Annotated in this window: 17 protein-coding genes; 5 read left to right on the forward strand and 12 right to left on the reverse strand. The window is 57.5% G+C overall.

What is annotated here, in order from left to right:
• Positions 1–3 precede the first annotated feature (3 nt).
• From glgX to asd, 3 genes are all read right to left on the reverse strand, one after another.
• A complete protein-coding gene (gene glgX, locus H0S68_RS23240) occupies positions 4–1,989 on the reverse strand; it encodes a glycogen debranching protein GlgX (protein WP_128865285.1) in 1,986 nt (661 codons plus the stop codon).
• Entirely contained in the window at positions 1,986–4,172 is a 2,187-nt protein-coding gene (gene glgB, locus H0S68_RS23245) for a 1,4-alpha-glucan branching protein GlgB (RefSeq protein WP_410529039.1), read from the reverse strand. Before glgB ends, glgX begins: the two co-directional genes overlap by 4 nt.
• Positions 4,173–4,668: 496 nt before the next feature.
• Positions 4,669–5,772 (reverse strand): aspartate-semialdehyde dehydrogenase, encoded by a 1,104-nt coding sequence (asd, locus tag H0S68_RS23250; RefSeq protein WP_020837386.1) that lies wholly within the window; start codon positions 5,770–5,772, stop codon positions 4,669–4,671.
• Positions 5,773–5,985: 213 nt separating this feature from the next.
• Here asd and H0S68_RS23255 point away from each other — a divergent pair, with 213 nt between their 5' ends.
• Complete coding sequence (locus H0S68_RS23255; protein ID WP_041415736.1) at positions 5,986–6,579, forward strand: YhgN family NAAT transporter; 594 nt, start codon at positions 5,986–5,988, stop codon at positions 6,577–6,579.
• 48 nt (positions 6,580–6,627) lie between these two features.
• Here the strand turns inward: H0S68_RS23255 and gntK are convergent, their stop codons facing one another.
• The 4 genes from gntK to H0S68_RS23275 all read right to left on the reverse strand — a co-directional run bounded on the left by gntK (position 6,628) and on the right by H0S68_RS23275 (position 10,844).
• On the reverse strand, positions 6,628–7,155 hold the full coding sequence (gntK, locus tag H0S68_RS23260) for a gluconokinase (RefSeq protein ID WP_020837388.1): 528 nt from the start codon (positions 7,153–7,155) through the stop codon (positions 6,628–6,630).
• Between the two features lie 184 nt (positions 7,156–7,339).
• The gene (gene gntT, locus H0S68_RS23265; RefSeq protein ID WP_046372451.1) at positions 7,340–8,656 is read right to left on the reverse strand and encodes a gluconate transporter; all 1,317 of its coding nucleotides are present in this window, start codon (positions 8,654–8,656) and stop codon (positions 7,340–7,342) included.
• Positions 8,657–9,021: 365 nt separating this feature from the next.
• Entirely contained in the window at positions 9,022–10,017 is a 996-nt protein-coding gene (gene gntR, locus H0S68_RS23270; protein WP_020837390.1) for a gluconate operon transcriptional repressor GntR, read from the reverse strand.
• Between the two features lie 131 nt (positions 10,018–10,148).
• Positions 10,149–10,844, reverse strand: coding sequence for a pirin family protein (locus tag H0S68_RS23275; protein ID WP_020837391.1), 696 nt, complete (start codon positions 10,842–10,844; stop codon positions 10,149–10,151).
• 386 nt (positions 10,845–11,230) lie between these two features.
• Here H0S68_RS23275 and H0S68_RS23280 point away from each other — a divergent pair, with 386 nt between their 5' ends.
• Both H0S68_RS23280 and H0S68_RS23285 read left to right on the forward strand, forming a co-directional pair.
• Positions 11,231–11,749 (forward strand): GNAT family N-acetyltransferase, encoded by a 519-nt coding sequence (locus H0S68_RS23280; protein ID WP_217331878.1) that lies wholly within the window; start codon positions 11,231–11,233, stop codon positions 11,747–11,749.
• Positions 11,746–12,924 (forward strand): P1 family peptidase, encoded by a 1,179-nt coding sequence (locus H0S68_RS23285; protein WP_130016898.1) that lies wholly within the window; start codon positions 11,746–11,748, stop codon positions 12,922–12,924. The genes H0S68_RS23280 and H0S68_RS23285 overlap by 4 nt, the downstream gene beginning before the upstream one ends.
• Before the next feature lie 60 nt (positions 12,925–12,984).
• Here the strand turns inward: H0S68_RS23285 and iolE are convergent, their stop codons facing one another.
• The 4 genes from iolE to iolD form a co-directional block, all read right to left on the reverse strand.
• Positions 12,985–13,881, reverse strand: a complete 897-nt coding sequence (gene iolE / locus H0S68_RS23290) for a myo-inosose-2 dehydratase (RefSeq protein ID WP_410529040.1) — start codon at positions 13,879–13,881, stop codon at positions 12,985–12,987.
• 60 nt (positions 13,882–13,941) lie between these two features.
• On the reverse strand, positions 13,942–14,826 hold the full coding sequence (locus H0S68_RS23295; RefSeq protein ID WP_044554812.1) for a sugar phosphate isomerase/epimerase family protein: 885 nt from the start codon (positions 14,824–14,826) through the stop codon (positions 13,942–13,944).
• Positions 14,827–14,865: 39 nt separating this feature from the next.
• The gene (locus H0S68_RS23300) at positions 14,866–15,879 is read right to left on the reverse strand and encodes a Gfo/Idh/MocA family protein (protein ID WP_410529041.1); all 1,014 of its coding nucleotides are present in this window, start codon (positions 15,877–15,879) and stop codon (positions 14,866–14,868) included.
• A 64-nt stretch (positions 15,880–15,943) separates the two neighbouring features.
• A complete protein-coding gene (gene iolD / locus H0S68_RS23305) occupies positions 15,944–17,884 on the reverse strand; it encodes a 3D-(3,5/4)-trihydroxycyclohexane-1,2-dione acylhydrolase (decyclizing) (protein ID WP_122080409.1) in 1,941 nt (646 codons plus the stop codon).
• A gap of 535 nt (positions 17,885–18,419) precedes the next feature.
• Here iolD and H0S68_RS23310 point away from each other — a divergent pair.
• Positions 18,420–20,348, forward strand: a complete 1,929-nt coding sequence (locus H0S68_RS23310) for a bifunctional 5-dehydro-2-deoxygluconokinase/5-dehydro-2-deoxyphosphogluconate aldolase (RefSeq protein ID WP_410529042.1) — start codon at positions 18,420–18,422, stop codon at positions 20,346–20,348.
• Positions 20,349–20,544: 196 nt separating this feature from the next.
• The gene (locus tag H0S68_RS23315) at positions 20,545–21,381 is read left to right on the forward strand and encodes a MurR/RpiR family transcriptional regulator (RefSeq protein WP_020837400.1); all 837 of its coding nucleotides are present in this window, start codon (positions 20,545–20,547) and stop codon (positions 21,379–21,381) included.
• A gap of 45 nt (positions 21,382–21,426) precedes the next feature.
• Here the strand turns inward: H0S68_RS23315 and iolB are convergent, their stop codons facing one another.
• Positions 21,427–22,248, reverse strand: a complete 822-nt coding sequence (gene iolB, locus H0S68_RS23320) for a 5-deoxy-glucuronate isomerase (protein WP_020837401.1) — start codon at positions 22,246–22,248, stop codon at positions 21,427–21,429.
• Positions 22,249–22,357 lie beyond the last annotated feature (109 nt).

Consider the following 22,357-nt stretch of genomic DNA (forward strand, 5'->3'; position numbering starts at 1 on the left):
CTTTTATTTTTTCTTTACCAGCACGCAAATCGAGTGCGCAGCCTGGTGCCAGGCGGGTAAAACCGCCCGCGAATCTTCCTGAGTAAAGGGAGCGACAAGCTGCCAATCGCCGACGGGCAACGTCATCTCCACCGCCTGCTGCGTGGCGTTCACGACCACCAGCCAGCGTTGCGACAGACAGATCTGCAACCGCAGTTCACCCTGCTCCCACTCTTGCGCGTCGAGGGGTTGCCCCTGCGCGTTCAGCCACTGCACGCTGCCGTCACCCTCCTGCCACCAGCGGTCTTGCTGCAAGGCAGGGATTTGTTGGCGTAAACGGATCAGTGCTGCGGTGTAATCGGTGAGAGCGTCATCTGCCGTGGCCCAGTCGAGCCAGGTGATAGCGTTGTCCTGACAATAGGCATTGTTGTTGCCCTGCTGGCTGTGTCCATGCTCGTCGCCGGCCAGCAGCATCGGCGTCCCCTGGGACAGCAACAACGTGGCGAGCAGCGCTCGTCGGCTGGCCCTGCGGCGTTGCAAAATGGCATCGTCGGCAATCGGGCCTTCAACACCGTGGTTATTGCTAAAGTTACGATCACTGCCGTCACGGTTACCTTCACCGTTCAGTTGGTTGTGCTTGCGGTTAAAACTGACCAAGTCCTGCAGGGTGAACCCGTCATGAGCGGTCAGCATGTTGATGCTGGCGTACGGCGCACGCCCGCGTTGGTTAAACAGATCACTGGAAGCGGCGAAACGTTGGGCGAACTGCCCCAACGATATGCCGTCCTGCAGCCAGAAACGACGTATATCGTCCCGGTAATGGTCGTTCCACTCGGCGAAGCGCCCCGGGAATTGGCCCACCTGGTAACCGCCAGGCCCGATATCCCACGGCTCGGCGATCAGCTTGCAGCGAGAAAGCAGGTCGTCCGCCAGTATCGCCTGGAACAACGGCGCATCGCGGTCGAACGCAGGCGTACGGCCAAGTACGCTGCCCAGATCGAAGCGGAAGCCATCAACGTGGCATTCGCCCACCCAAAAACGCAGACAGTCCATCACCCAGGCCACGCCCTGTGGCTGATCCAATCGCAGCGTGTTACCGCAGCCGGTATCGTTCACGTAGTCGCCGTCGGGGGTGAGCCAGTAATAGCCCGGGTTATCGATACCGCGCAGCGACAACGTCGGCCCATCGGTATCCAGCTCGGCGCTGTGGTTGAACACCACGTCGAGGATCACCTCAATACCGGCCTTATGCAGCGCTTTTACCGCATCGCGAAACTCGCGCAGCGGCGTCGTATCAGTGCGCAGGCTGGAATAACGGTTATCCGGCGCAAAGGGCGCAAGTACGTTATAGCCCCAGTAATTAATCAGTCCGAGCCGCTGCAGACGCGGTTCAGAACTGTGCTGCTGCACCGGCAACAACTCCAGCGCAGTGATGCCGAGCCGCTTGAAATAGGCAATCATCACCGGGTGACCGAGCGCGGCGAAGCTACCGCGCAACACCGGTGGGATTTCCGGATGCTGCAAGGTCAGGCCGCGCACATGCGCTTCGTAGATCACCGTTTTGCCCCAGGGCGTGGCCGGCGGGCGGTCATCCTGCCAATCGTAAGCTTCGTCAATCACCACGCACTTGGGCATCAGTTCGGCGCTGTCATGCTGATCCGGCCGGTCATAGCCGCCATGCAGATAGGGATCATCTGCAACCGGTCCCTCTACCGCGCGCGCGGCGGGATCCAACAGCAGTTTGTTGGGGTTAAAACGCAGCCCCTGCGCAGGATCAAACGGACCATGCACCCGGAAACCGTAACGCTGCCCCGGTTTACCGCCCGGCAGGTAGCCGTGCCAGATATCACCGCTGCGCGCCGTCAGTGGCAGCCGAACCTCCTGCTGCTGTTCGTCAAACAGGCACAGCTCCACCCCCGTGGCTCGGGCGGAATACAGGCTAAAGTTGATGCCGTTACCGTCATAGTGCGCCCCGAGAGGCGCGGCGATGCCGGGCGTCAGCTCAGTCATTGCGCCTCCCGCAGCAGGTAGATAGTCGCCAATGGCGGTACGGTCACGCTGATCGAATGCTCGCGGCCGTGGTTGCCTATCGGTTCAGACACCACGCGGCCCTGATTGCCGGTATTGCTGCCGTGATAATGATGCGAGTCGGTATTGAGGATTTCCCGGTATTCGCCGGCACGCGAAATGCCGATGCGATAATGATGGCGCGGTACCGGAGTGAAGTTGCTGACGGCAATCAGCTCATTGCCCTGCGAATCGTAACGGGCAAAGGCGAACACCGAGTTGTCGTGGTCGTCCACCACCAGCCACTCAAAGCCGTCAGGGCGATAGTCGCGCTCATACAACGGCGCCTGCTGTTGATAGCAATGGTTGAGATCGCGCACCAGCCGTTGCACGCCGTGGTGCCAGCCGTCCAACCCTTCCAGCAGGTGCCAGTCGAGGCTGCTGTCGAAGTTCCATTCGCGCCCCTGGGCAAATTCGCAGCCCATAAACAGCAGCTTCTTGCCCGGATGCGCCCACATAAAGCCGTAGTAGGCGCGCAGGTTGGCAAACTTCTGCCAGGCATCGCCGGGCATGCGGTCGAGCACCGATTTCTTGCCATGCACCACTTCGTCATGGGAAATCGGCAGTACAAAGTTCTCGGTGTAGGCGTACAACATGCCGAAAGTCATCTGATTGTGATGATATTTACGGTGCACCGGGTCGCATTTCATGTAGTTAAGCGTGTCGTGCATCCACCCCAGGTTCCATTTGTAATGGAACCCCAGGCCATTGGATTCCGGCGGCAGCGTCACCCCAGGGTAATCGGTGGATTCTTCCGCCAGCGTCACCGCGCCGGGGCGCTCCTTGCCGACGGTGTGGTTGGTATAACGCAGGAAGGCGATGGCCTCCAGATTCTCGTTACCGCCGTAGTAATTCGGCACCCATTCGCCGTCAGCGCGGCTGTAATCACGGTAGATCATCGAGGCTACCGCATCGACGCGCAGCGCATCTATGCCATAACGCTCCAGCCAGTAAAGGGCATTACCTGCCAGATAATTACGCACCTCGTTGCGGCCATAGTTATAGATCAGGGTATTCCAGTCCTGATGAAAGCCTTCGCGCGGATCGGCGTATTCATACAGCGCGGTGCCGTCGAAGTTCGCCAGGCCATAGGCGTCGCTGGGAAAATGCCCCGGCACCCAGTCGAGGATCACGTTAATGCCGGCCCGATGCGCCGCAGCCACAAACGCCTTAAAGTCGGCCGGAGTGCCGAAACGTCGGGTCGGCGCGTACAGACCTAAAGGCTGATAACCCCAACTGCCGTCAAACGGGTGCTCGTTAATCGGCAGCAGCTCGATATGGGTGAATCCCATGTCCTTGACGTAATCAATCAGCTGCACGGCCAGTTCGCCGTAGCTGAGCCAGAAATTATCGTCGGTGTGGCGGCGCCACGAGCCAAGATGCACTTCGTAGATAGAAATCGGGCGGTCAAAATCATTGGCCCGCTGACGTTGCGGGGTGTTTTCTACCACCTCAGGCAACGGAGTGACCAACGACGCGGTGTCCGGTCGCATCTGCGCTTCAAATGCGTAAGGATCGGCCTTGAGCTGGGTGTTGCCGTAGCAGTCGATGATTTCATATTTGTACAACTGCCCGGCCTTCACGCCCGGCAGAAACAGCTCCCAAATGCCATTTTCACGACGCAGGCGCATCGGATGGCGGCGTCCGTCCCAAAAGTTGAATTCCCCCACCACCGAGACTCGCTGGGCGTTGGGTGCCCAGACGGCAAAACTGACGCCTTCGACGTCATCGAGCGTGGCGAGATGAGCGCCCAAACGTTCATAAGGACGCAAATGGGTCCCTTCAGCCAACAGCCAACTGTCGATATCCTGCAGCAGGGTGCCGAAGCGGTAGGGATCGTCGACGATCTGTTGGTGATCGTGCCAGCGCACATCGAACTGATAGCTGAACGGCGTTTTACGGCGCGGCACCGTGGCGCTGAAAAAACCCCGCTCATCATCACAGTTCAGCTGCACCAATCGGCGGCCGGTTTGCTGATCCCGCAGCCAGACTTCGCTGGCGTCAGGCAACAGCGCACGCACCTGCAGGCCGTTATCGACCGCATGCATGCCAAGCAGGGAAAAAGGATCGGCAGAGTTGCCGGAGAAAAGTTGATCAATCACGTCACGATCGGGAAGTACAGGCATAGTCTTCTTCCTAAGATTAAGAGCATGATTTATAAGAGGCCACGCAGCCCATCGCCTTTCAGGTTACAGCGGCGTTGGCTGTACCTTGAGATCCACAGGGCGTAACGCTTAATCCATAGCCGTTTTGGTTATCATGCAATTCATTCGGTTTCTAAAGCGTGATTACAGTCGGTTATTGATCAATTTTCACCCTACCGACCCGAATACCGCTCTTTATGCTTATTTTTGGTGCTGGCGAAAATTTATCCGCCAGCCCTTTAAGCATAGCTAATGTCAGTTAAAAACATTGCCGCATTACCAGGAAAAAGCTTCATTAAGAAAACTGCCAGCCTGACAGCGTCTTTGCGCTGCTGCCCGCATGGTGGAGTGCCGATGGCTTGTGTGCTTTCTCCCCTTTGCAGCGACTTAGTCCATAGCGCGCCGAAACGGAGAAAAAGGAAGAAAATAAGGCTTTTGAGGGCTGAAAGAGCTCAGCCCTCGGGAAGTACAGTTCAGGTTACAGCAGGATACGCAGCATGCGGCGCAGCGGTTCAGCCGCACCCCACAGCAACTGGTCACCCACGGTGAACGCAGACAGGTATTCCGGCCCCATATTCAGCTTACGCAGACGACCGACTGGCGTATTCAGCGTCCCGGTAACCGCAGCCGGCGTCAGTTCACGCATGGTCAGTTCACGGTCGTTAGGGATCACCCGCACCCAATCATTGTGGGTCGCCAGCATCTGCTCGATTTCCGGCAGCGAAACGTCTTTTTTCAGTTTCAGGGTGAATGCCTGGCTATGGCAACGCAACGCGCCAACGCGCACGCACAGGCCATCAACCGGGATCACGCTGCTGCTGTTGAGGATTTTGTTGGTTTCCGCCTGGCCTTTCCACTCTTCGCGGCTCTGGCCGTTATCGAGCTGCTTGTCGATCCATGGGATCAGGCTGCCGGCCAGCGGCACGCCAAAGTTATCGGTTGGCAGTTTGCCGCTGCGGGTGGCCGCAGTGACTTTACGTTCGATGTCCAAAATGGCCGATGCCGGATCCTGCAGCTCTTTCGCCACGTCGGCATGCAGCATGCCCATTTGAGTCAGCAGCTCACGCATGTGACGCGCGCCGCCGCCGGAAGCGGCCTGATAGGTCGCAACGGATGCCCACTCGACCAGGTTGTTGGCGAACAGGCCGCCCAGCGACATCAGCATCAGGCTGACGGTGCAGTTGCCGCCGACAAAGGTCTTGATGCCTTTGTCCAAGCCCTGCTGAATCACGTCGCGGTTGACCGGGTCCAGAATGATAATCGCGTCATCCTGCATGCGCAGTGAAGAAGCGGCATCAATCCAGTAGCCTTGCCAACCGGTTTCACGCAGCTTCGGGTAAATTTCGTTGGTATAATCGCCGCCCTGGCAGGTAATAATGATGTCGAGCGCGCTCAGCGCATCAACATCGTAAGCATCTTGCAGCGTGCCCTGCTGGCCGCCGAATGCCGGCGCCGCAGAACCGTGCTGCGAAGTGGAGAAAAAGACCGGGCGAATGGCGTCGAAATCGCGCTCTTCCGTCATGCGTTGCATGAGTACGGAGCCGACCATTCCGCGCCAACCGATGAAACCAACGTTTTTCATATGACTGTCCTGCCTTGGAGGATGACTGCTATAAGTTGTGTGCACTATCTCTCCACCTTACAAAATGTCAGCGCAGGCGCAAAGTGAATTTATTCGATAGCTGAACGATTCTCAGCAATCCTTCTTATATACCCCGTTGTCTTTCAAGCCATCGGGGATGGGTTAGTGCGTGGGTCGGGATGGCCGACACGTTTTTCAGATGCAGAGGTAATGATGACAGAGATGATTTCCGTCACGGTGTTGCTGTTTTTAATCATGGATCCGCTAGGCAACTTGCCGATTTTCATGTCGGTACTCAAACATCTGGAACCGCGCCGACGCCGGGTGGTGGTGATCCGCGAATTGCTGATCGCCCTGTTGTTAATGCTGATATTCCTGTTCGCCGGCGAGAAAATTCTGGCGTTCCTCAACCTGCGAACCGAAACCGTGTCCATTTCCGGCGGGATTATTTTGTTTCTGATCGCCATCAAAATGATTTTCCCTACGCAGGAAGGCAACAGCAGCGGGCTTTCCGCCGGGGAAGAACCCTTCCTGGTCCCGCTCGCCATCCCACTGGTCGCCGGGCCTTCGATTCTGGCGGCGCTGATGCTGCTCTCGCACCAGTATCCGAACCAGATTTCACATCTGGTTGTGGCGCTGCTGATTGCCTGGGGGATTTCTGCCGCTATTTTGCTGATGTCGGACTTGTTCCTGCGCCTGCTGGGCAGTAAAGGCGTGAGCGCGCTGGAAAGGCTGATGGGGCTGATTCTGGTGATGCTGTCGACCCAGATGTTCCTGGACGGCGTGCGGGCTTACATGAAGCTGTAGTGAATAAACGGGCGCCTGTGCGGCGCCGGCTAAGGGTGGCAGCCCGGATTACTGGGCTGCAACATGCCGAATATAGGCAAGCGTATCGGCGACTACGCCATCCAGCGGCTGATCGATATCAATCGCCTGCACATCCGGCTCCTGCGCGCCCGGCTCTTCCAGGGTGGCAAATTGGGAAACCAGCATCTGCGGCTTGAAGAAATGCCCTTTGCGCTGCTTCAGGCGCTCTTCAATCACCGCCTTGTCACCCTTCAGATAGATGAAATGCAGGTTGCGGTTGCCTTCACGCAGGCGGTCGCGATAGCTTTTTTTCAGCGCCGAACACACCAGCAGAGAGACGTCATTGGTGCGTTCCATGGCAAAGATAGCGTCATTCAATGCGGCCAGCCACGGGGCGCGATCGTTATCGTCCAGCGCATGCCCGGCGGCCATTTTGTTGATGTTGGCGCGCGGGTGCAGGTAGTCTCCGTCCAGCATCGCGGCATGAGCTTCATGGGCAACGGCGCTGGCGACGGCAGATTTTCCGCTGCCTGAAACGCCCATCAAAATAAATACGTGGTGCTGTGGATTACTCATAATGTCATGCCCTTACGGAGTCAGATGTACGTTCTGGCAACGGGTTACGCCGCCTGCGCCATCAAATGCGCCCCAAACTCAAAAGAATGTCCGACACCCCCACGGGGTGCCGGATAACCTCGCTATTCCCTTTGCATTTCAAGTGGCAGTCAACGCTGCGCCAACCTGAAAAACGACAGGAATATTAAACCACCGTCGCCAGCAGCAAACACCCTACCAGGCCGCAGACGGAAATGATGGTTTCCAGCACCGACCAGGACTTGATGGTTTCCATGATGCTCAGGTTGAAATACTCCTTGAACAGCCAGAACCCCGGATCGTTGACGTGAGAGAAAATCACGCTGCCTGAACCGACCGCGATCACCATCAGCTCCGGGCTGACGCCGGTAGTGGCGATCAACGGGGCCACGATGCCGCCGGCGGTGATCGCCGCCACGGTAGCGGAACCCAGCGCCAGACGCAGCGCAGCCGCAATCGACCAGGCCATCAGAATAGGTGAGACGTTGCTGCCTTCCATCAGGGCGGCAATGTATTTCTCCACGCCGCTGTCGACCAGTACCTGCTTGAACGCGCCGCCACCGCCGATGATCAACAGCATCATGGCGATAATTTTGATGGAGTCGGTGATGGTACCCATCACTTCATCCATAGTACGGCCGCGGTTCAAGCCAAAGGTGAAGATAGCGATCAGTACCGCAATCAACGTCGCCATCACCGGATCGCCGAAGAACTCGGCAAAGCGCAGCAGGCTATGGCCCTTCGGCAGCACCATTTCCGCTACCGCACGCAGCGCCATCAGGATCACCGGCACCAACGAGGTGGCAACGCTGATGCCAAAGCTTGGCATTTCTTCTTCGGTGAAGATTTTTGGGTTATACAGGCCTTCAGGAACCGGCTTGTCGATGCCTTTCAGGAAACGGGCATAGACAGGACCGGCCAGGATCACCGTCGGAATGGCCAGCAGCGTGCCGTACAGCAGGGTTTTACCCATATCGGCATGGAAGATGGTGGCGATCGCCGTTGGGCCAGGGTGCGGCGGCAGGAAACCGTGGGTCACCGACAGCGCAGCCGCCATCGGCACGCCGACATACAGCAGCGGCACGCGTGCAGACGCGGCGATACTGAAGACCAGCGGCAGCAGCAGCACGAAGCCAACTTCATAGAACAGCGCAAAACCGACGGTAAAACCGGTCAGTACCACCGCCCATTGAATGTATTTTTGACCGAACTTCTCGATAAGCGTAGTGGCGATGCGCTGGGCGCCGCCGCAGTCCGCCAGCAGCTTGCCGAGCATGGCGCCGAAGCCCATGATCAGCGCCAGGCTGCCCAGGGTGCCGCCCACGCCGGCCTTGATGGAGCCGATCACTTTATCGACTGGCATACCCTGAGCGATACCCACCGCCAGAGCAACCAGAACCAGAGAGATAAAGCCGTTCAGCTTAAAGCGGATCATCAGCAGCAACAGCAGCGCGACGCCGCCTGCAACAATCACTAATGGCATAATTTTTCTCCAACCTTTTTATCGCAGACTCTCTTTACGATAGGCCGTAAAGCGCGCGTTTGTTGTATTTTTAGGCTCTTCCCGGTGTTAGAAGACGAGCTGTAGGTGGTGCTGAGTCAAGGGTTCTATTTCTCCCTGTAGCGACCCTATCGCGCCGCCACAAGGTCATTGACCTCGTTGTTACCGGTATCATGATACCGGTAACAACAGCAGTGTCGGAACCGGGTAACGGGCTAAAATTCGCGTTCTGGGATAGAGATCAAACTTATGGGGGTAACGCGCGGTGGGCTTACAGATGACTAGCAAAACGCGCCGGGCGGCGCGATTTTCAAATTAAAATTGATGAAACAAAGAGTTAAAAGCGATCAGATGCTGCCGCCGGGGATCACGGTAAAACCGACGTCCACCATGCGCGGGCTGACCGTTTCGCCCCGCAAACGCGCCAACAGGCGTTCAGCCCCGATCTGCCCCATGCGTTCACGCGGCGTCAGGACGCTCGCCAGTTTTGGCACCATCACCTGACCGATATCGTGGCCGTGAAAACCGGCAATCGCCATATCTTTGGGGATCGACAGCCCTTGGCGCTGGCACTCAAAGGTCGCGCCAATCGCCAGGTCATCGTTGGTGCAGAAAATACTGTCGATCTGCGGATAATCGCGCTGCGCCTGACGCAGCAGTTCGCCACCGGCGGAATAGGACGACGAACGCGCGGTCATGACGCTGTACGGCTCGAGACCGGATTCACGCATCGCCTGTTCATAGCCCTGTTGCTTGATAATGGTACGTTCATCCTGACGCGCCCCGAAATACACCACGTGGCGATGACCGTGCGCGATGATTTGCTGGGTCATCTGGCGTGCCGCCTCAAAGTTGTTGAACCCCACGGCCAGGTCAATGCACGGTGAAACGCAGTCCATCAGTTCGACAACCGGGATCCCTGCCACCTCAATCATCTTCATGGTGCGCGGCGTATGGTGCCGTTCAGACAGGATCAGCCCATCAATGTTGTAAGACAGCAGCGAGGTCAGGCGCTGTTCTTCGCGCTCCGGCAAATAGCCGTAGTGCGCCAGCATGGTCTGATAATTGTGCGCATCGGTGACGCTCTCGATGCCGCGCAGCACTTCGGCGAACACCTGATTGGTCAACGACGGCAGCAATACGCCAATGGCGCGACTGGTGGAGTTGGAAAGGATATCCGGCGCACGGTTGGGAATGTAGCCCAGCTCATCCAGCGCGACGGCAATTTTTTGCTGCAAGATGGCAGAAACCTGCTCGGGATTACGCAGATAACGGCTCACCGTCATCTTGGTAACGCCAACCTTGTCTGCGACATCTTGAAGTACCGGCCGTTTTTTCTTCATTATCAATGAACTGGCTAACCGTGAATGGGCGCTCATTTTAGCAAAAAAAAACCGCTGCCGATATTGTTGGTTATCGGACGTCACAACGCAAAAAGGGCTCACTGTGTGAGCCCTCAGTATTTACCGCTTTATCAGACCGGCGGCAGATCGAACAGCAGGATTTCACTGTCTTCATCGGCATGAATCGACAGCGCAGTTTCATCCCACACCGCGAACGCATCGCTGGTGCCGGCCTGCTGGCCATTGACCACCACCTTGCCACGCACCACCTGGATCCACACGCGACGACCGGCTTCAATCGGGCATTCTGCCTGTTCGTCTTGCTTCAATGCCCAGCGGGACAGCGTCATGTCCTGGAACACTTTCAGTGAACCGTCGCGCGCATCCGGCGACAACACCAGTTGGCGGCCCTGTGGCGCATCAAACATGCGTTGCTCATAGCGCGGCTCCAGCCCGACCCGATCGGGAATGATCCAAATCTGGTACAGGTGCAACGGACGATCGTTATTGCCGTTGTACTCGGAGTGACGCACCCCGGTGCCGGCACTCATGATCTGAAACTCACCGGCCTGGATCTGCTCTTTATTGCCCATGCTGTCCTGATGTTCTACCGTGCCGCTCAGCACGTAGGTCAGGATTTCCATGTCTTTATGCGGGTGGGTGCCAAAACCCTGCCCTGCGTCGATCACGTCTTCGTTGATCACCCGCAGCGCCGAGAAGCCCATAAAATCGGCATCGTAATAGTTGGCAAAGGAGAAGGTGTGCCAGCTATCCAGCCAACCATGATTGGCATGACCGCGATCTTCTGCCTTACGTAGATAAATCATATTCAACTCTCCTCAATGTTTTTTACAGTCTAGTCCTGGCAGCAGAATATGAAAGCGTAAAAAACTCATCCCTCTGTTCAAAAATTTAGATGGAGTTGCGAAGCCATTGGCAGGGAATTTGTTGAAGGCGGGTGAGCTGAAAACAGGCAAAAAAAAAGCCAGCACCCGAGCTGGCTAAGTAATACTTGGAAGCAATGTGAGCAATGTCGTGCCTTCGCAGCGAGGGTATCAAAGGTTGATACTCTCCCCGGAACGCATCGCAATAATAATCATTATCATTCGCACCTGTAAAGCGTTTTTTTAACCAATCCGGAATAATATTGACTCGACACAATAAACCGATAAATTCAGAGGTTATTCAACCGGTAAGCCAAAGGAGCAGCGTAATGAGTGAAATCGTAGTTCGTCACGTGGAAACGGCAGATGCACAGGCCCTGCATCAACTCTATTCTCAGCCGAAGGCTTACCGTGACACGCTACATCTTCCGCTACCGTCGGTCGAACTATGGCACAAACGCCTCGCCAACCTCGAACCGGGCACGCATAGCCTGGTGGCCTGCATCGACGGACAGATTGTCGGCCAGTTAAGCGTGATGCTGAATCAGCGTGTACGCCGCCGCCACGTGGCAACTTTTGGCATCGGCGTCGATGACCACCACCACGGCAAAGGCGTCGGCAGCAGCCTGATGAAGGCGATGATTGACCTGTGCGACAAGTGGGCAGACATCGAACGCATCGAGCTGACGGTATTTACCGATAATCAGGCAGCCATCGCGCTATACCGCAAGTTCGGTTTTGAAATCGAAGGGACCAGCCGCGCTTACGCCATGCGCGACGGCGTACTGGTAGATTCTTACCATATGGCTCGCTTTCGCAGTGAACAGCAGAAAAAATCAGCCTCATGAGTGAGATAAAAAGTGAACCAGGGGCGGCAAACCGCCCCTTCACCGTCAGCCGTCGCACCTTCGTGCAAACGCTGGCCTGCGTAACGGGTGCTATCGGCATCCTCTCTCCCACCACCTTCCTGGGGGCCGCAATGCCAAGTTCTCCCGCCGTTCGAACCGGCGCCCGTAACCTGATTACCGACGTGCCCGGCCTGAAGGTCGGGGTCGCTCAGGACAGCCGGGTGCGTACCGGCACCACGGTGATCCTGCCGGATAGCCCGGCGATCGCCGCCGTCGATGTGCGCGGTGGCGGCCCGGCAACCCGCGAAACCGATGCGCTGGGGGAAGACAATCTGGTACAAACCCTTGATGCACTGGTGCTGAGCGGCGGTTCGGTGTATGGCCTGGCGGCGGCAGATGGCGTCGCAGCCTGGCTGGGGCAACAGGGGCGTGGTTACGCCCTGCGTCCGGCACCGGGCGTACCGGTCTCTCCCATCGTACCTACCGCCTGCCTGTATGATCTAAGCAACGCCGGCGATAAAAACTGGCAGCTCGACCCGCCCTATCGCCAATTGGGGATAGAGGCCGCCGGCAAAGCCGGCCACGACTTTCCGCTCGGCACCGTGGGTGCCGGCTATGGTGCCATGACCGGCATGGGCAAGCTGAAAGGCGGGCTGGGTTCGGCGTCGATCGTGGCGACCAATGGCGCTACCGTCGGCGCACTGGTGGCGGTCAATAGCCTGGGATCGGTCGTCGCCCCCGGGACCCGTGCCTTCTGGGCGACGCCTTATGAAATCGACGGCGAGTTTGGCAACGGCGGTGCCGCAGCGCTGGCGCAGTTGCATGGCCAGGGCGAAGACTGGATGCCAGAAGAACCGACGGGCGGCAGGAAGAACACCACCCTGGCTTGCATCGCCACCGATCTGGCGTTGACCCGGGTGGAGCTGAAACGCGTGGCGATGATGGCGCAGGACGGCATGGCACGCGCCATCCGCCCGCTACACAGCCCGTTCGACGGCGATGTGGTGTTTGCCTTATCCACCGGGCAGCGTGAGGTACAAGGCAGCCGAGAGCTGGCGGTGCTGCAGATAGGTGCACTGGCGGCGGACACCCTGGCACGTGCCATCGCCCGTGGTGTCTATGCGGCGACCCCATGGCCCGGCGGACAGGTAACCACCTGGAAAACCCTCGCCTGACGTTGCCAATAAAAAAGGGCGCATCGATGACTCGAGCGCCCCTTGCCGATCGCCTGCGAATTAAATGCCGGCGGTCTCTTTAATATAACGGCGCGCCTTCACCGCATACTCAAACGGGTTGGCCAGCGCCGGATCCTGCTCGGCCTCCACCACCATCCACCCTTTGTAACCGCGCTCATCCAGCAGTTTAAACACCGGACGGAAGTCGATCACCCCATCACCCGGCACGGTAAAGGTGCCTTTCTTCACGCCGTCGAGGAAGCTGAGTTTGTTGGCCTTTACCTCGGCCACCACGTCGTCACGCACATCTTTCAGATGCACATGGTTAATACGCGGCAGGTATTTTTCCAGTATCGCCATCATCGCCTGCTGGCTGCCTTCTGAATAGTAAGCATGGCCAGTATCAAACAGCAGGTAGACGTCGTCGTTCACCATGCTCATGTAACGGTCGATCTCGGCGGTAGTTTGAATGCCGGTACCCATATGGTGGTGCAGACAAACCTGCATGCCCTTACCGGCAGCAATCTTGGCCAGCTCATTGTAGCCATCGGCCACTCGCTGCCACTCTTCATCGTTGAAATACGGCTTTTCTTCGAACACCCCTTTGGTGGTGCCCTGAATGCTTTTGCTCTGTTCTGAGCAGCCAATCACCTTGGCGCCCATCGCATGCAGGAAATTCATATGGTTAATAAATTCATCAATGGTTTTTTCTTTCAGACCATCGGCAAAGAAGGTGCTGAACCAGGCGTTGCAGATTTGAATGCCGCGGATATCCAGCATCGGCTTGAGCACCGCCGGATCGCGCGGATACTTGCTGCCCACTTCACTGCCGGTAAACCCGGCCAGCGCCATTTCGCTGACGCACTGCTGGAAAGTGTTCTCTTTGCCCAGGTCGGGCATGTCGTCGTTGGTCCAGCCAATCGGGGCGATGGCCAGTTTTACGTTGTCTTTATTCATTTTCAGCCTCAATCATAGGAGCAGCACGCCGGTGATTTCACACCCACGCAGCCGAGAAATTTATTTACCCAACAGCTCTTTTTCGATGCGCTCTCGGGTCGCTACCGCCTGAGTTTTCATTCGTTCCGGATAGCCAAACAGCGAGGTGCAGATAATGGATTCGCCGCCCACCTTAAAATTACGATTGGCAAACTCCATATCGCGCAACGTCTGGAACAGGGCATCGAAATCCACTTCCCCTTCGCCGATACCCATATGCTGGTGCACGGCGGCGTCTACACCCGGCGGGTTGACGATATAGCGGCAGTGCTTGGTATGGTTCATGGTGTCGGCGATCAACACGTGCGAGAGATCGTCACCGGCATATTTCAGCATGCCGGCCACGTCGCCCTGACCTTTGTCGTAGTAGAAGGTGTGCGGCACGCTGTAGAGATACTTCACGTGATCGCTGCGTAACGACTTGACGATATCGGCGGTTTCGTTGCTCAGCTCGCAGAAATCCCACGGGTGCGATTGGATTTCCATGCGGATGCCTTCACGCTCGATAATCGGCAGCAGCTCCTCCATTGAGCGATACCACAGCTCTTCACAGATCTCCGGCTCATTGGGGTTACCCGCCAGCTCGGTATTGATCACCTGTACGCCCATTTCCACTGCGATTTCAATCATCCGGCGCCAGTTTTTGACCGCCGCCTGGCGGCGATCTTCCCCCGGACCGGACCAGCGATACACCACGATAAACGAGGAAATCTCCACGCCGGTGGCCTTCAGCGCATTTTTGTATTCCGCCATCACTTCGCGCCCGGCTTTCGGATGCTTGTAGAACGGATTGATCTGCGGGTGTGGCGACTGCTCAATATACTGATAGCCCCAGTCCGCCACCTGCTCAACCATTTTAGTGATGCCAAGGTCCCTGATGACATCCACATCAAAAGCGATCTTCATGGTCATTCCTCTTTAAACGTAAGTGCGGCGCTCAACCCATCAGTTGCCGTAAAAAGCCGGGCGCGGCGGCAAGGTCACCGGCACAATTTCACCGCTGAGTTGCGCGGCCACGCAGGCGTCGGCAGTGACAGAAGCGGCATAACCATCCCAGGCGGAAGGCCCGGTCAGCTTGCCGGCCAAGACGTCATTGATAAAGCCTTGCAGCTCGACGTCATAAGCATCGATAAAGCGGTCTTTCCAGTCGGTCAGAATTTCGGTAGACAGTCGGGCGCCGCTGCGCATCTGCACCGAAGACGGCTCTGGCAGCTTGGCAATGCCGGTTTCACCCACCACCTCACACTGGATGTCATAGCCGTATTGGCAGTTAACGAAAATTTCGACGTCGATGCGCGTGCCTTTGGCGGTTTCGAACAGCACAATTTGCGGATCTTTCAGGTGCGGGAACGCCTTGGGGCTTTTACGCGGGAACACGACCTGCACCGAGACATAGTCGTCATCCAGCAGCCAGCGCAGCACGTCAATCTCGTGGATCAGGGTGTCGGTGATCGCCATATCCGTGGTGTAAGCTTCGCCGACGGTCGGGTTGCGGTGTGCGCAGTGCAGCATCAGCGGTTCGCCAATTTGCCCGCTGGTCAGCACCTGTTTTAATGCGCGGTAACCCTGATCGTAAGGGCGCATAAAGCCCACCTGCACCAGACGTTTACCGTGTTTCGCTTCGGCCTCGACGATGTTTTTGCAGCCCTGAGCGGTGACCGCCAGCGGCTTTTCACAGAATACCGGCTTACCGGCGGCAATCGCGGCCAACACAAACTCTTCGTGACTCGGGCCCCAGGAAGTGACCAGCACCGCCTGCACGTCCGCCGCATTGACCAGATCGTGGCCGTTGTCATACACCCTGGCGTCCAGCTTCAGGTCGCTCACCACCTTGGCGGCGCTGTCGCGATTGATGTCGTTGACCGCCACGATACGGCTGCCCTGCAACACTTTGCTGCAGCGGCGAATGTGATCCCGACCGATTGCGCCGGTGCCAATAACCCCAATGTTCAATGTCATTTTCGTTATCCTCTTCAAATAGTTGCGGCAGACGCAAGGTCTGGGTAATCAAACGGGATCCTGATCAGTAGTCGCGGGCCTTATCGATGTTTTCCTGCAGCTTGCGGGCCACGGCGACGATTTTTTCGCTGTCGGCAACCTGGGCACCGCCCACGCGCCACCAGCTGAGATATTTGTGCACCATGGTTTTTGGCAGCACCTTGATGTCCAGCAGGGTCGACACGGTTTGCCGACGGGCATCAGCCAGCGCTTCGATCAGCTGCTGCTCGGTGGTCACGCTGTAGGTTTTGCAACCGTAGGCCGCAGCCAGCATGGCAAAGTTGACCGGCACCAAATTGCCGTCGAGCTTGCCGCCCTGCGGGTTGCGGAAGCGGAACTCGGTGGTGTAGCTGTCCATGCCGTGTTCCATCTGCAGGTTATTGATGCAGCCGTTGGTCATGTTGTCGAGCAGCACCACGTTGATTTTGCAGCCTTCCTGAATCGAGGTGACCAGTTCGGAATGCAGCATCATAAAGGCGCCGTCGCCGACCATCGCATACACCTCGCGGTTCGGCTCAGCCAGCTTGACCCCCAGCGCGGCATTGACCTCGTAGCCCATACAGGAGTAGCCGTATTCCACGTGATAACCCTGTTCGCCGTGGTTGTGCCACACCCGTTGCAAATCACCCGGCAGGCTGCCCGCGGCGGCGACGATCACGCTGTCCTGCGGCAGATGCTGGTTCAGTACCCCCAGCACCCGGCTTTGGGTTAACAAGGAGTCGGTCTTTTCGATAAATTCGGCAAACACGCGGTCACGATCGAGGTGATCGTCAATTTCAGGAACAAAACCTTCTCCGGTGTATTCCACCGCATAAACCCGGGCGGTTTCCTGCTGTTGCGCGCTGCGTGCGTCGGCAATGGCATTACCCCAGCCGGCTCGATAATCTGCCTGTGCCAGCCGTTCGCTCAGTGCGGACAGCGCTTCGCGGGCATCGGCCAACACCTGCACGCCGTCGAGCTTGCCGGCGTCAAAAGCGCTGACGTTGATATTGAGGAAATCGACGTCCGGATCCTGGAACAGCCATTTTGACGAAGTGGTGAAGTCGGTATAACGGGTGCCCACGCCAATCACCAGATCGGCCTGACGTGCCAGCGTATTCGCCGCCAGGCAGCCGGTTTCACCGATGCCCCCCAGGTTGAATTCATGGCTGCTAGGCACCGTGCCTTTGCCCGCCTGAGTTTCGGCAAACGGGATGTGGAAACGCTCGGCGAAGTCACGCAGTGCCTGGCCGGCCTGCGAGTATTTCACCCCGCCACCGCACACCAGCAGCGGGCGACGTTTAGCGGTCAGCAGCGCCAACGCATCCTCCAGCATGCCGGCGGTCGCCGGGCGGCGATCGAGCCGATGCACACGCTTTTGGAAGAAATAGTCCGGGTAGTCATAGGCTTCGCCCTGCACGTCCTGCGGCAGGCACAGCGTCACCGCGCCGGTTTCCGCCGGATCGGTCAGCACGCGCATCGCATTGATGCAGGCGCTCATCAGCTGTTCAGGACGCACTATGCGGTCCCAGTACTTGCTCACCGCACGGAAAGCGTCATTGGTGCTGATGCTGAGATCGTAAGACTGTTCAATCTGCTGCAGCACCGGGTCCGGCTGGCGCGAGGCGTAAACATCGCCCGGCAGCAGCAATAAAGGAATGCGGTTGGCGGTGGCGGTCGCGGCGGCGGTGATCATATTGGCGGCGCCGGGCCCGACGGAAGAGGTGCAGGCATAGATCTGCTGACGCAGCTTCTGCTTGGCGAAGCCGGTCGCTGCGTGGGCCATACCCTGCTCGTTACGCCCCTGATGCACCACCAGCTCACCGCTGTCCTGCTCCAGCGCCTGCCCCAGACCGAGGACGTTGCCGTGGCCGAAAATCGCAAAGATGCCTTTGACGAATTTGGTTTCCACGCCGTCGACCAACAGGTACTGGTTGTCGAGGAACCTGACGAGTGCCTGTGCCATGGTTAACCGGATCTTGCCCATTTACTCACCCTTTTAGATTAGTCTCGCCCGCGCCGGCACCAGCTGCATGCCGAACCAGATAAGCTGTGTGATACTCGCCGTCAGCAAGCGCTGTACCCTGCTTAAGCCGACAACCTGAAACGTGTTGGGATTATAAACAAATATATTTTTCATAAAATCACATTACAGAAGAAACATTTCATTTTGCGATAAAGATCCCATAATGATGAAAACCCCGTTTCATCCATGCCTTTAGAATTCACTGACTTAGCCACCCTTTCATCCGTTGAGGCGTCCGCTCAACACCGCCTGAACTCACAGCAACCCTTGGCACCATCAGCCTGTGACACCAAGGATACCCTTGCCGCCCCTCGGCGTTTTCACCTCAGGGCGGGCGGGGGTTTCGATGCCCTTTACCGTTGTAGCAACGGGGGTTTTAAATGCATCACATTTTTGGGGTGTAAATTTCATTCAATCTTGAAATTGAAATTTTTATTCCTCATACTCCAAAAATGCTTCGCAGTCGGGGTTTCGCTTAATACAGAAGGAAACGGGTATGGCTACACAAGAAAAACAGCTTGATGTCATTTGTCTCGGGCGTATCGCCGTCGATTTCTATGCACAGCAAATCGGCGCACGCCTGGAAGATGCCAGCACATTCTCAAAATATCTCGGCGGCTCTTCCGGCAATGTGGCTTACGGCACGGCCATTCAGGGTCTGAAGTCCGGCATGCTGGCCCGCGTCGGCGACGAACATATGGGCCGTTTCCTGCGCGAAGAACTGCAGCGCGTCGGGGCCGACACCCAAAGCCTGATTACCGACCCCCAGCGCCTGACCGGCCTGGTGATCCTCGGCATTAAAGATCAGGAAACCTTCCCGCTGATTTTCTATCGCGAAAACTGCGCCGATATGGCGTTGACGCCGGACGATATCGACGAGGCCTACATTGCATCGTCACGGGCATTGGCCATTACTGGCACCCACCTGTCGCATCCGAACACCCGCGCGGCAGTGTTAAAGGCGCTGGAATACGCCCGACGCCACGGTCTGCGCACCGCGTTGGATATCGATTATCGGCCGGTGCTGTGGGGCCTGACATCGCTGGGCGACGGTGAAACCCGTTTCGTCGAGTCAGAAAAAGTGACCCGCGAACTGCAAGAAGTGCTACATCACTTTGATCTGATCGTCGGCACCGAAGAAGAGTTTCATATTGCTGGCGGCAGCACCGATACCCTGACCGCGTTGAAAAACGTGCGCAAGGCGACCCGGGCCACGCTGGTTTGCAAACGCGGCGCCCAGGGCTGTTCGGTATTTGAAGCGGAGATCCCGACAAGCTGGCAACAGGTCAAACTGCACTCCGGCGTAAGGGTTGAGGTACTGAACGTACTGGGTGCGGGCGATGCCTTTATGTCCGGCCTGCTGCGCGGTTACCTGAACGATGAAGGTTGGGATCAGGCTTGCCGCTATGCCAATGCCTGCGGCGCACTGGTGGTTTCGCGTCACGGCTGTGCGCCGGCGATGCCAACCAAGCAGGAACTGGATGACTACCTGCAGCGCGAACAGGAAGTGAAACGTCCGGATCGCGATGCGCGGCTTAACCATCTGCACCGGGTCACTACCCGCAAACAGCAGTGGCCGGAGCTGTGCGTGTTCGCTTTCGACCACCGCAAACAGCTGGCGGATATGGCGCGAGAAGCCAACGTCAGCGAGGAACGCATTCCCAAACTGAAAACCCTGCTGCTGACCGCGGCGCAACAGGCCGCCGAGGTTGCCGGGTTGCAGGGCAACAGCGGCATTCTGGCCGATACCACCTATGGGCAGGCGGCGCTGAACAGCATCACCGGCCAGGGCTGGTGGATTGGCCGACCGATCGAGCTGCCCAGTTCACGCCCGCTACGACTGGAGCACGGCAATATTGGCTCGCAGCTGATCGACTGGCCGCAGGAGCACGTGGTGAAGTGCCTGGTGTTTTACCATCCGCATGACGCCGCCGAGCTGCGTCGCGAGCAGGATGAACTGATTGGCGACGTGTATCGCGGTTGCTGCAAGTCCGGCCACGAACTGTTGCTGGAGGTGATCCTGCCGGAAAGCAACGCCGACAAGGCCGAAAGCTACTATCTGGAGATGTTGCAATATTTTTACACGCGGGGCATCAAGCCCGACTGGTGGAAATTGCCGCCGCTGAGCGCAGAAAATTGGCAGCGGGTGGGGGCTTTGATAGAGGCGAACGATCCATTCTGCCGTGGCGTATTGATACTGGGGCTGGACTCACCGGAAGAAACGCTGAAGGCCGGTTTCGCCGCGGCGGCAGACGCCCGTTGGGTAAAAGGTTTTGCCGTCGGCCGCACCATCTTCGGCCAGCCTTCACGCCGCTGGTTGCAGGGCGAACTGGATGACGCCGGCTTAATCGAGCAGGTGAAACAAAAATACCTGACGCTGATTGGCTTCTGGCGCCAATACCGCCCAACCTCTCACTCGTCTTAATCGACAAACCCTCCCCTTAAACGATTTTCGCCGCTTTAAGGGGATTTTTTTGCCGGTTTTCTGTGAAGTAACGCAACTTGCAATCGAATAAATCGCTTTTTGGTGAAATGAAACTTCCGCTCCATCTGTTAGAATGAGCTGTCAATAATTCAGGCGTCAGGCCAATACGCCTTAGCCCACACTGCGAGCCGAATGGATGAACAACCCAACTCAACTTTCGCTGTTACAGGACGAGATCCGCCACCGTTATGAAACGCTGAGCAAGCGTTTGAAACAGGTGGCGCGTTACATTTTGGATAACAGTAACAGCATTGCTTTCGATACCGTCGCCTCCATCGCCGCACAGGCCAGCGTCCCGCCGTCGACCCTGATCCGCTTTGCCAACGCGTTTGGCTTCAGCGGTTTCAACGAAATGAAACAGGTTTTTCGCCAGCACCTGATGGAAGAAACGGTCAACTACACCGAACGCGCTCGCCTGTTTCGCCAGACCTCTACCGACGATAACGTTGCGCCGGAAAAGCCGGCGGAAATTCTTAACGTTTTCACCATGGTCAATGCTCAGGCCCTGCAACAGCTGGCGATGCAAACCAGCCCCGAGCAGTTGGATCGCGCGGTTGAGTTGCTGAACAACGCCGAGAATATCTACGTGATCGGTCTGCGTCGCTCATTCAGCGTCGCCTCGTACCTCACCTATGCCTTGCGTCATCTGGAGCGCCGAGCCTTTCTGATCGACGGTTTGGGCGGCATGTTTACCGAGCAACTCAGCATGGTGAAACCCAATGACGTTGTGATCGCCATCAGCTATTCGCCGTATGCGCAGGAAGCGTTGGAGCTGGTGGAGTTGGGCGCCAAGCGTGGCGCACAGCAGATTGCCATTACCGACAGCCAGGTCAGCCCGCTGGCCGCCTTCAGCGACGTGTGCTTTGTGGTGCGCGAAGCGCAGGTGGACGGTTTCCGCTCCCAGGTCGCCTCTATGTGTCTGGCGCAAACCCTGGCGGTATCGCTGGCGCTGAATAACGCCAAAGAAGAGTAATACGGGCAGGATCAACAAGGCCCGGCTAGCCGGGCCTGATGCGAATTATTTCGCCGCTGGGTATCCGTCGCTATTAATCCAGGCGTGGTCTTTTTCCCAGGTGAATTTCCACAGGCGCACCGGCCCGGCCATCACGTTGAGATAGTAGTTGTCGTAACCGGCCAGCGTTGCCACCGGGTGGTAGCCGCGCGGCACCTTGACCACGTCGCGGTTATAGACCGCCATGCACTCGTCCAGCGACCTGTCGTCGGTATAGACCCGTTGCATGCAAAAGCCCTGTTCAGGCTGGATCCGGTGATAGTAAGTCTCTTCCAGATAGGTTTCATCCGGCGAATCTTCCTGATCGTGTTTGTGGCTAGGGTAAGAGCTGGTATTGCCCTCATCCGTGTACACTTCCACCACCAACAGGCTGTCGGCCGGCGCGCTGTCCGGCAAGATATTGTGTACCAGACGCTGATTGCGCCCTTTACCGCGCCGCTCTACGCCCACGTCTGCCGGAGTGATCAGCCGCGATGGCAGGTGCCCGTGGCCCGGCGCGCTGCAAACCGCCAACTCCAACGCACTTTCCGCGCGCACTTCAATTCGATCGTGATGCGGCACATACACCGCATAAGGCGGGGTGCGCTCAAACGGGCTCATCCGTTTACCGATGCTCGGGTATTCCGCTCGCAGGGTAGCGACAGAAGCGATACCGGCGACCAGCACCAGGCACAGTTCTTTGTCGCCGCTTTCCAACTGCAGCGACTGACCGGCTTCGAGACGATAGACGTCAAACCCGACAAAGCGCCAGTCGGCATTCTCCGGGGTGACGTGCTGGATGCGCCCCTCGGCATTTGGCTGCTGACATTTGGCGAGCAATGAAGACATGGTAATTCTCCCAATTAAGTATGAATAGACCCCAAATAATTGGCGTTGCATCATCGTAGGGGTGCTGCATGCCGCGCCCGCATTAATCGGGGCGAATTTATTCGCCCCC

Source organism: Serratia sp. AXJ-M, assembly GCF_046531865.1.
In the GTDB taxonomy this organism is placed as follows: domain Bacteria; phylum Pseudomonadota; class Gammaproteobacteria; order Enterobacterales; family Enterobacteriaceae; genus Serratia; species Serratia liquefaciens.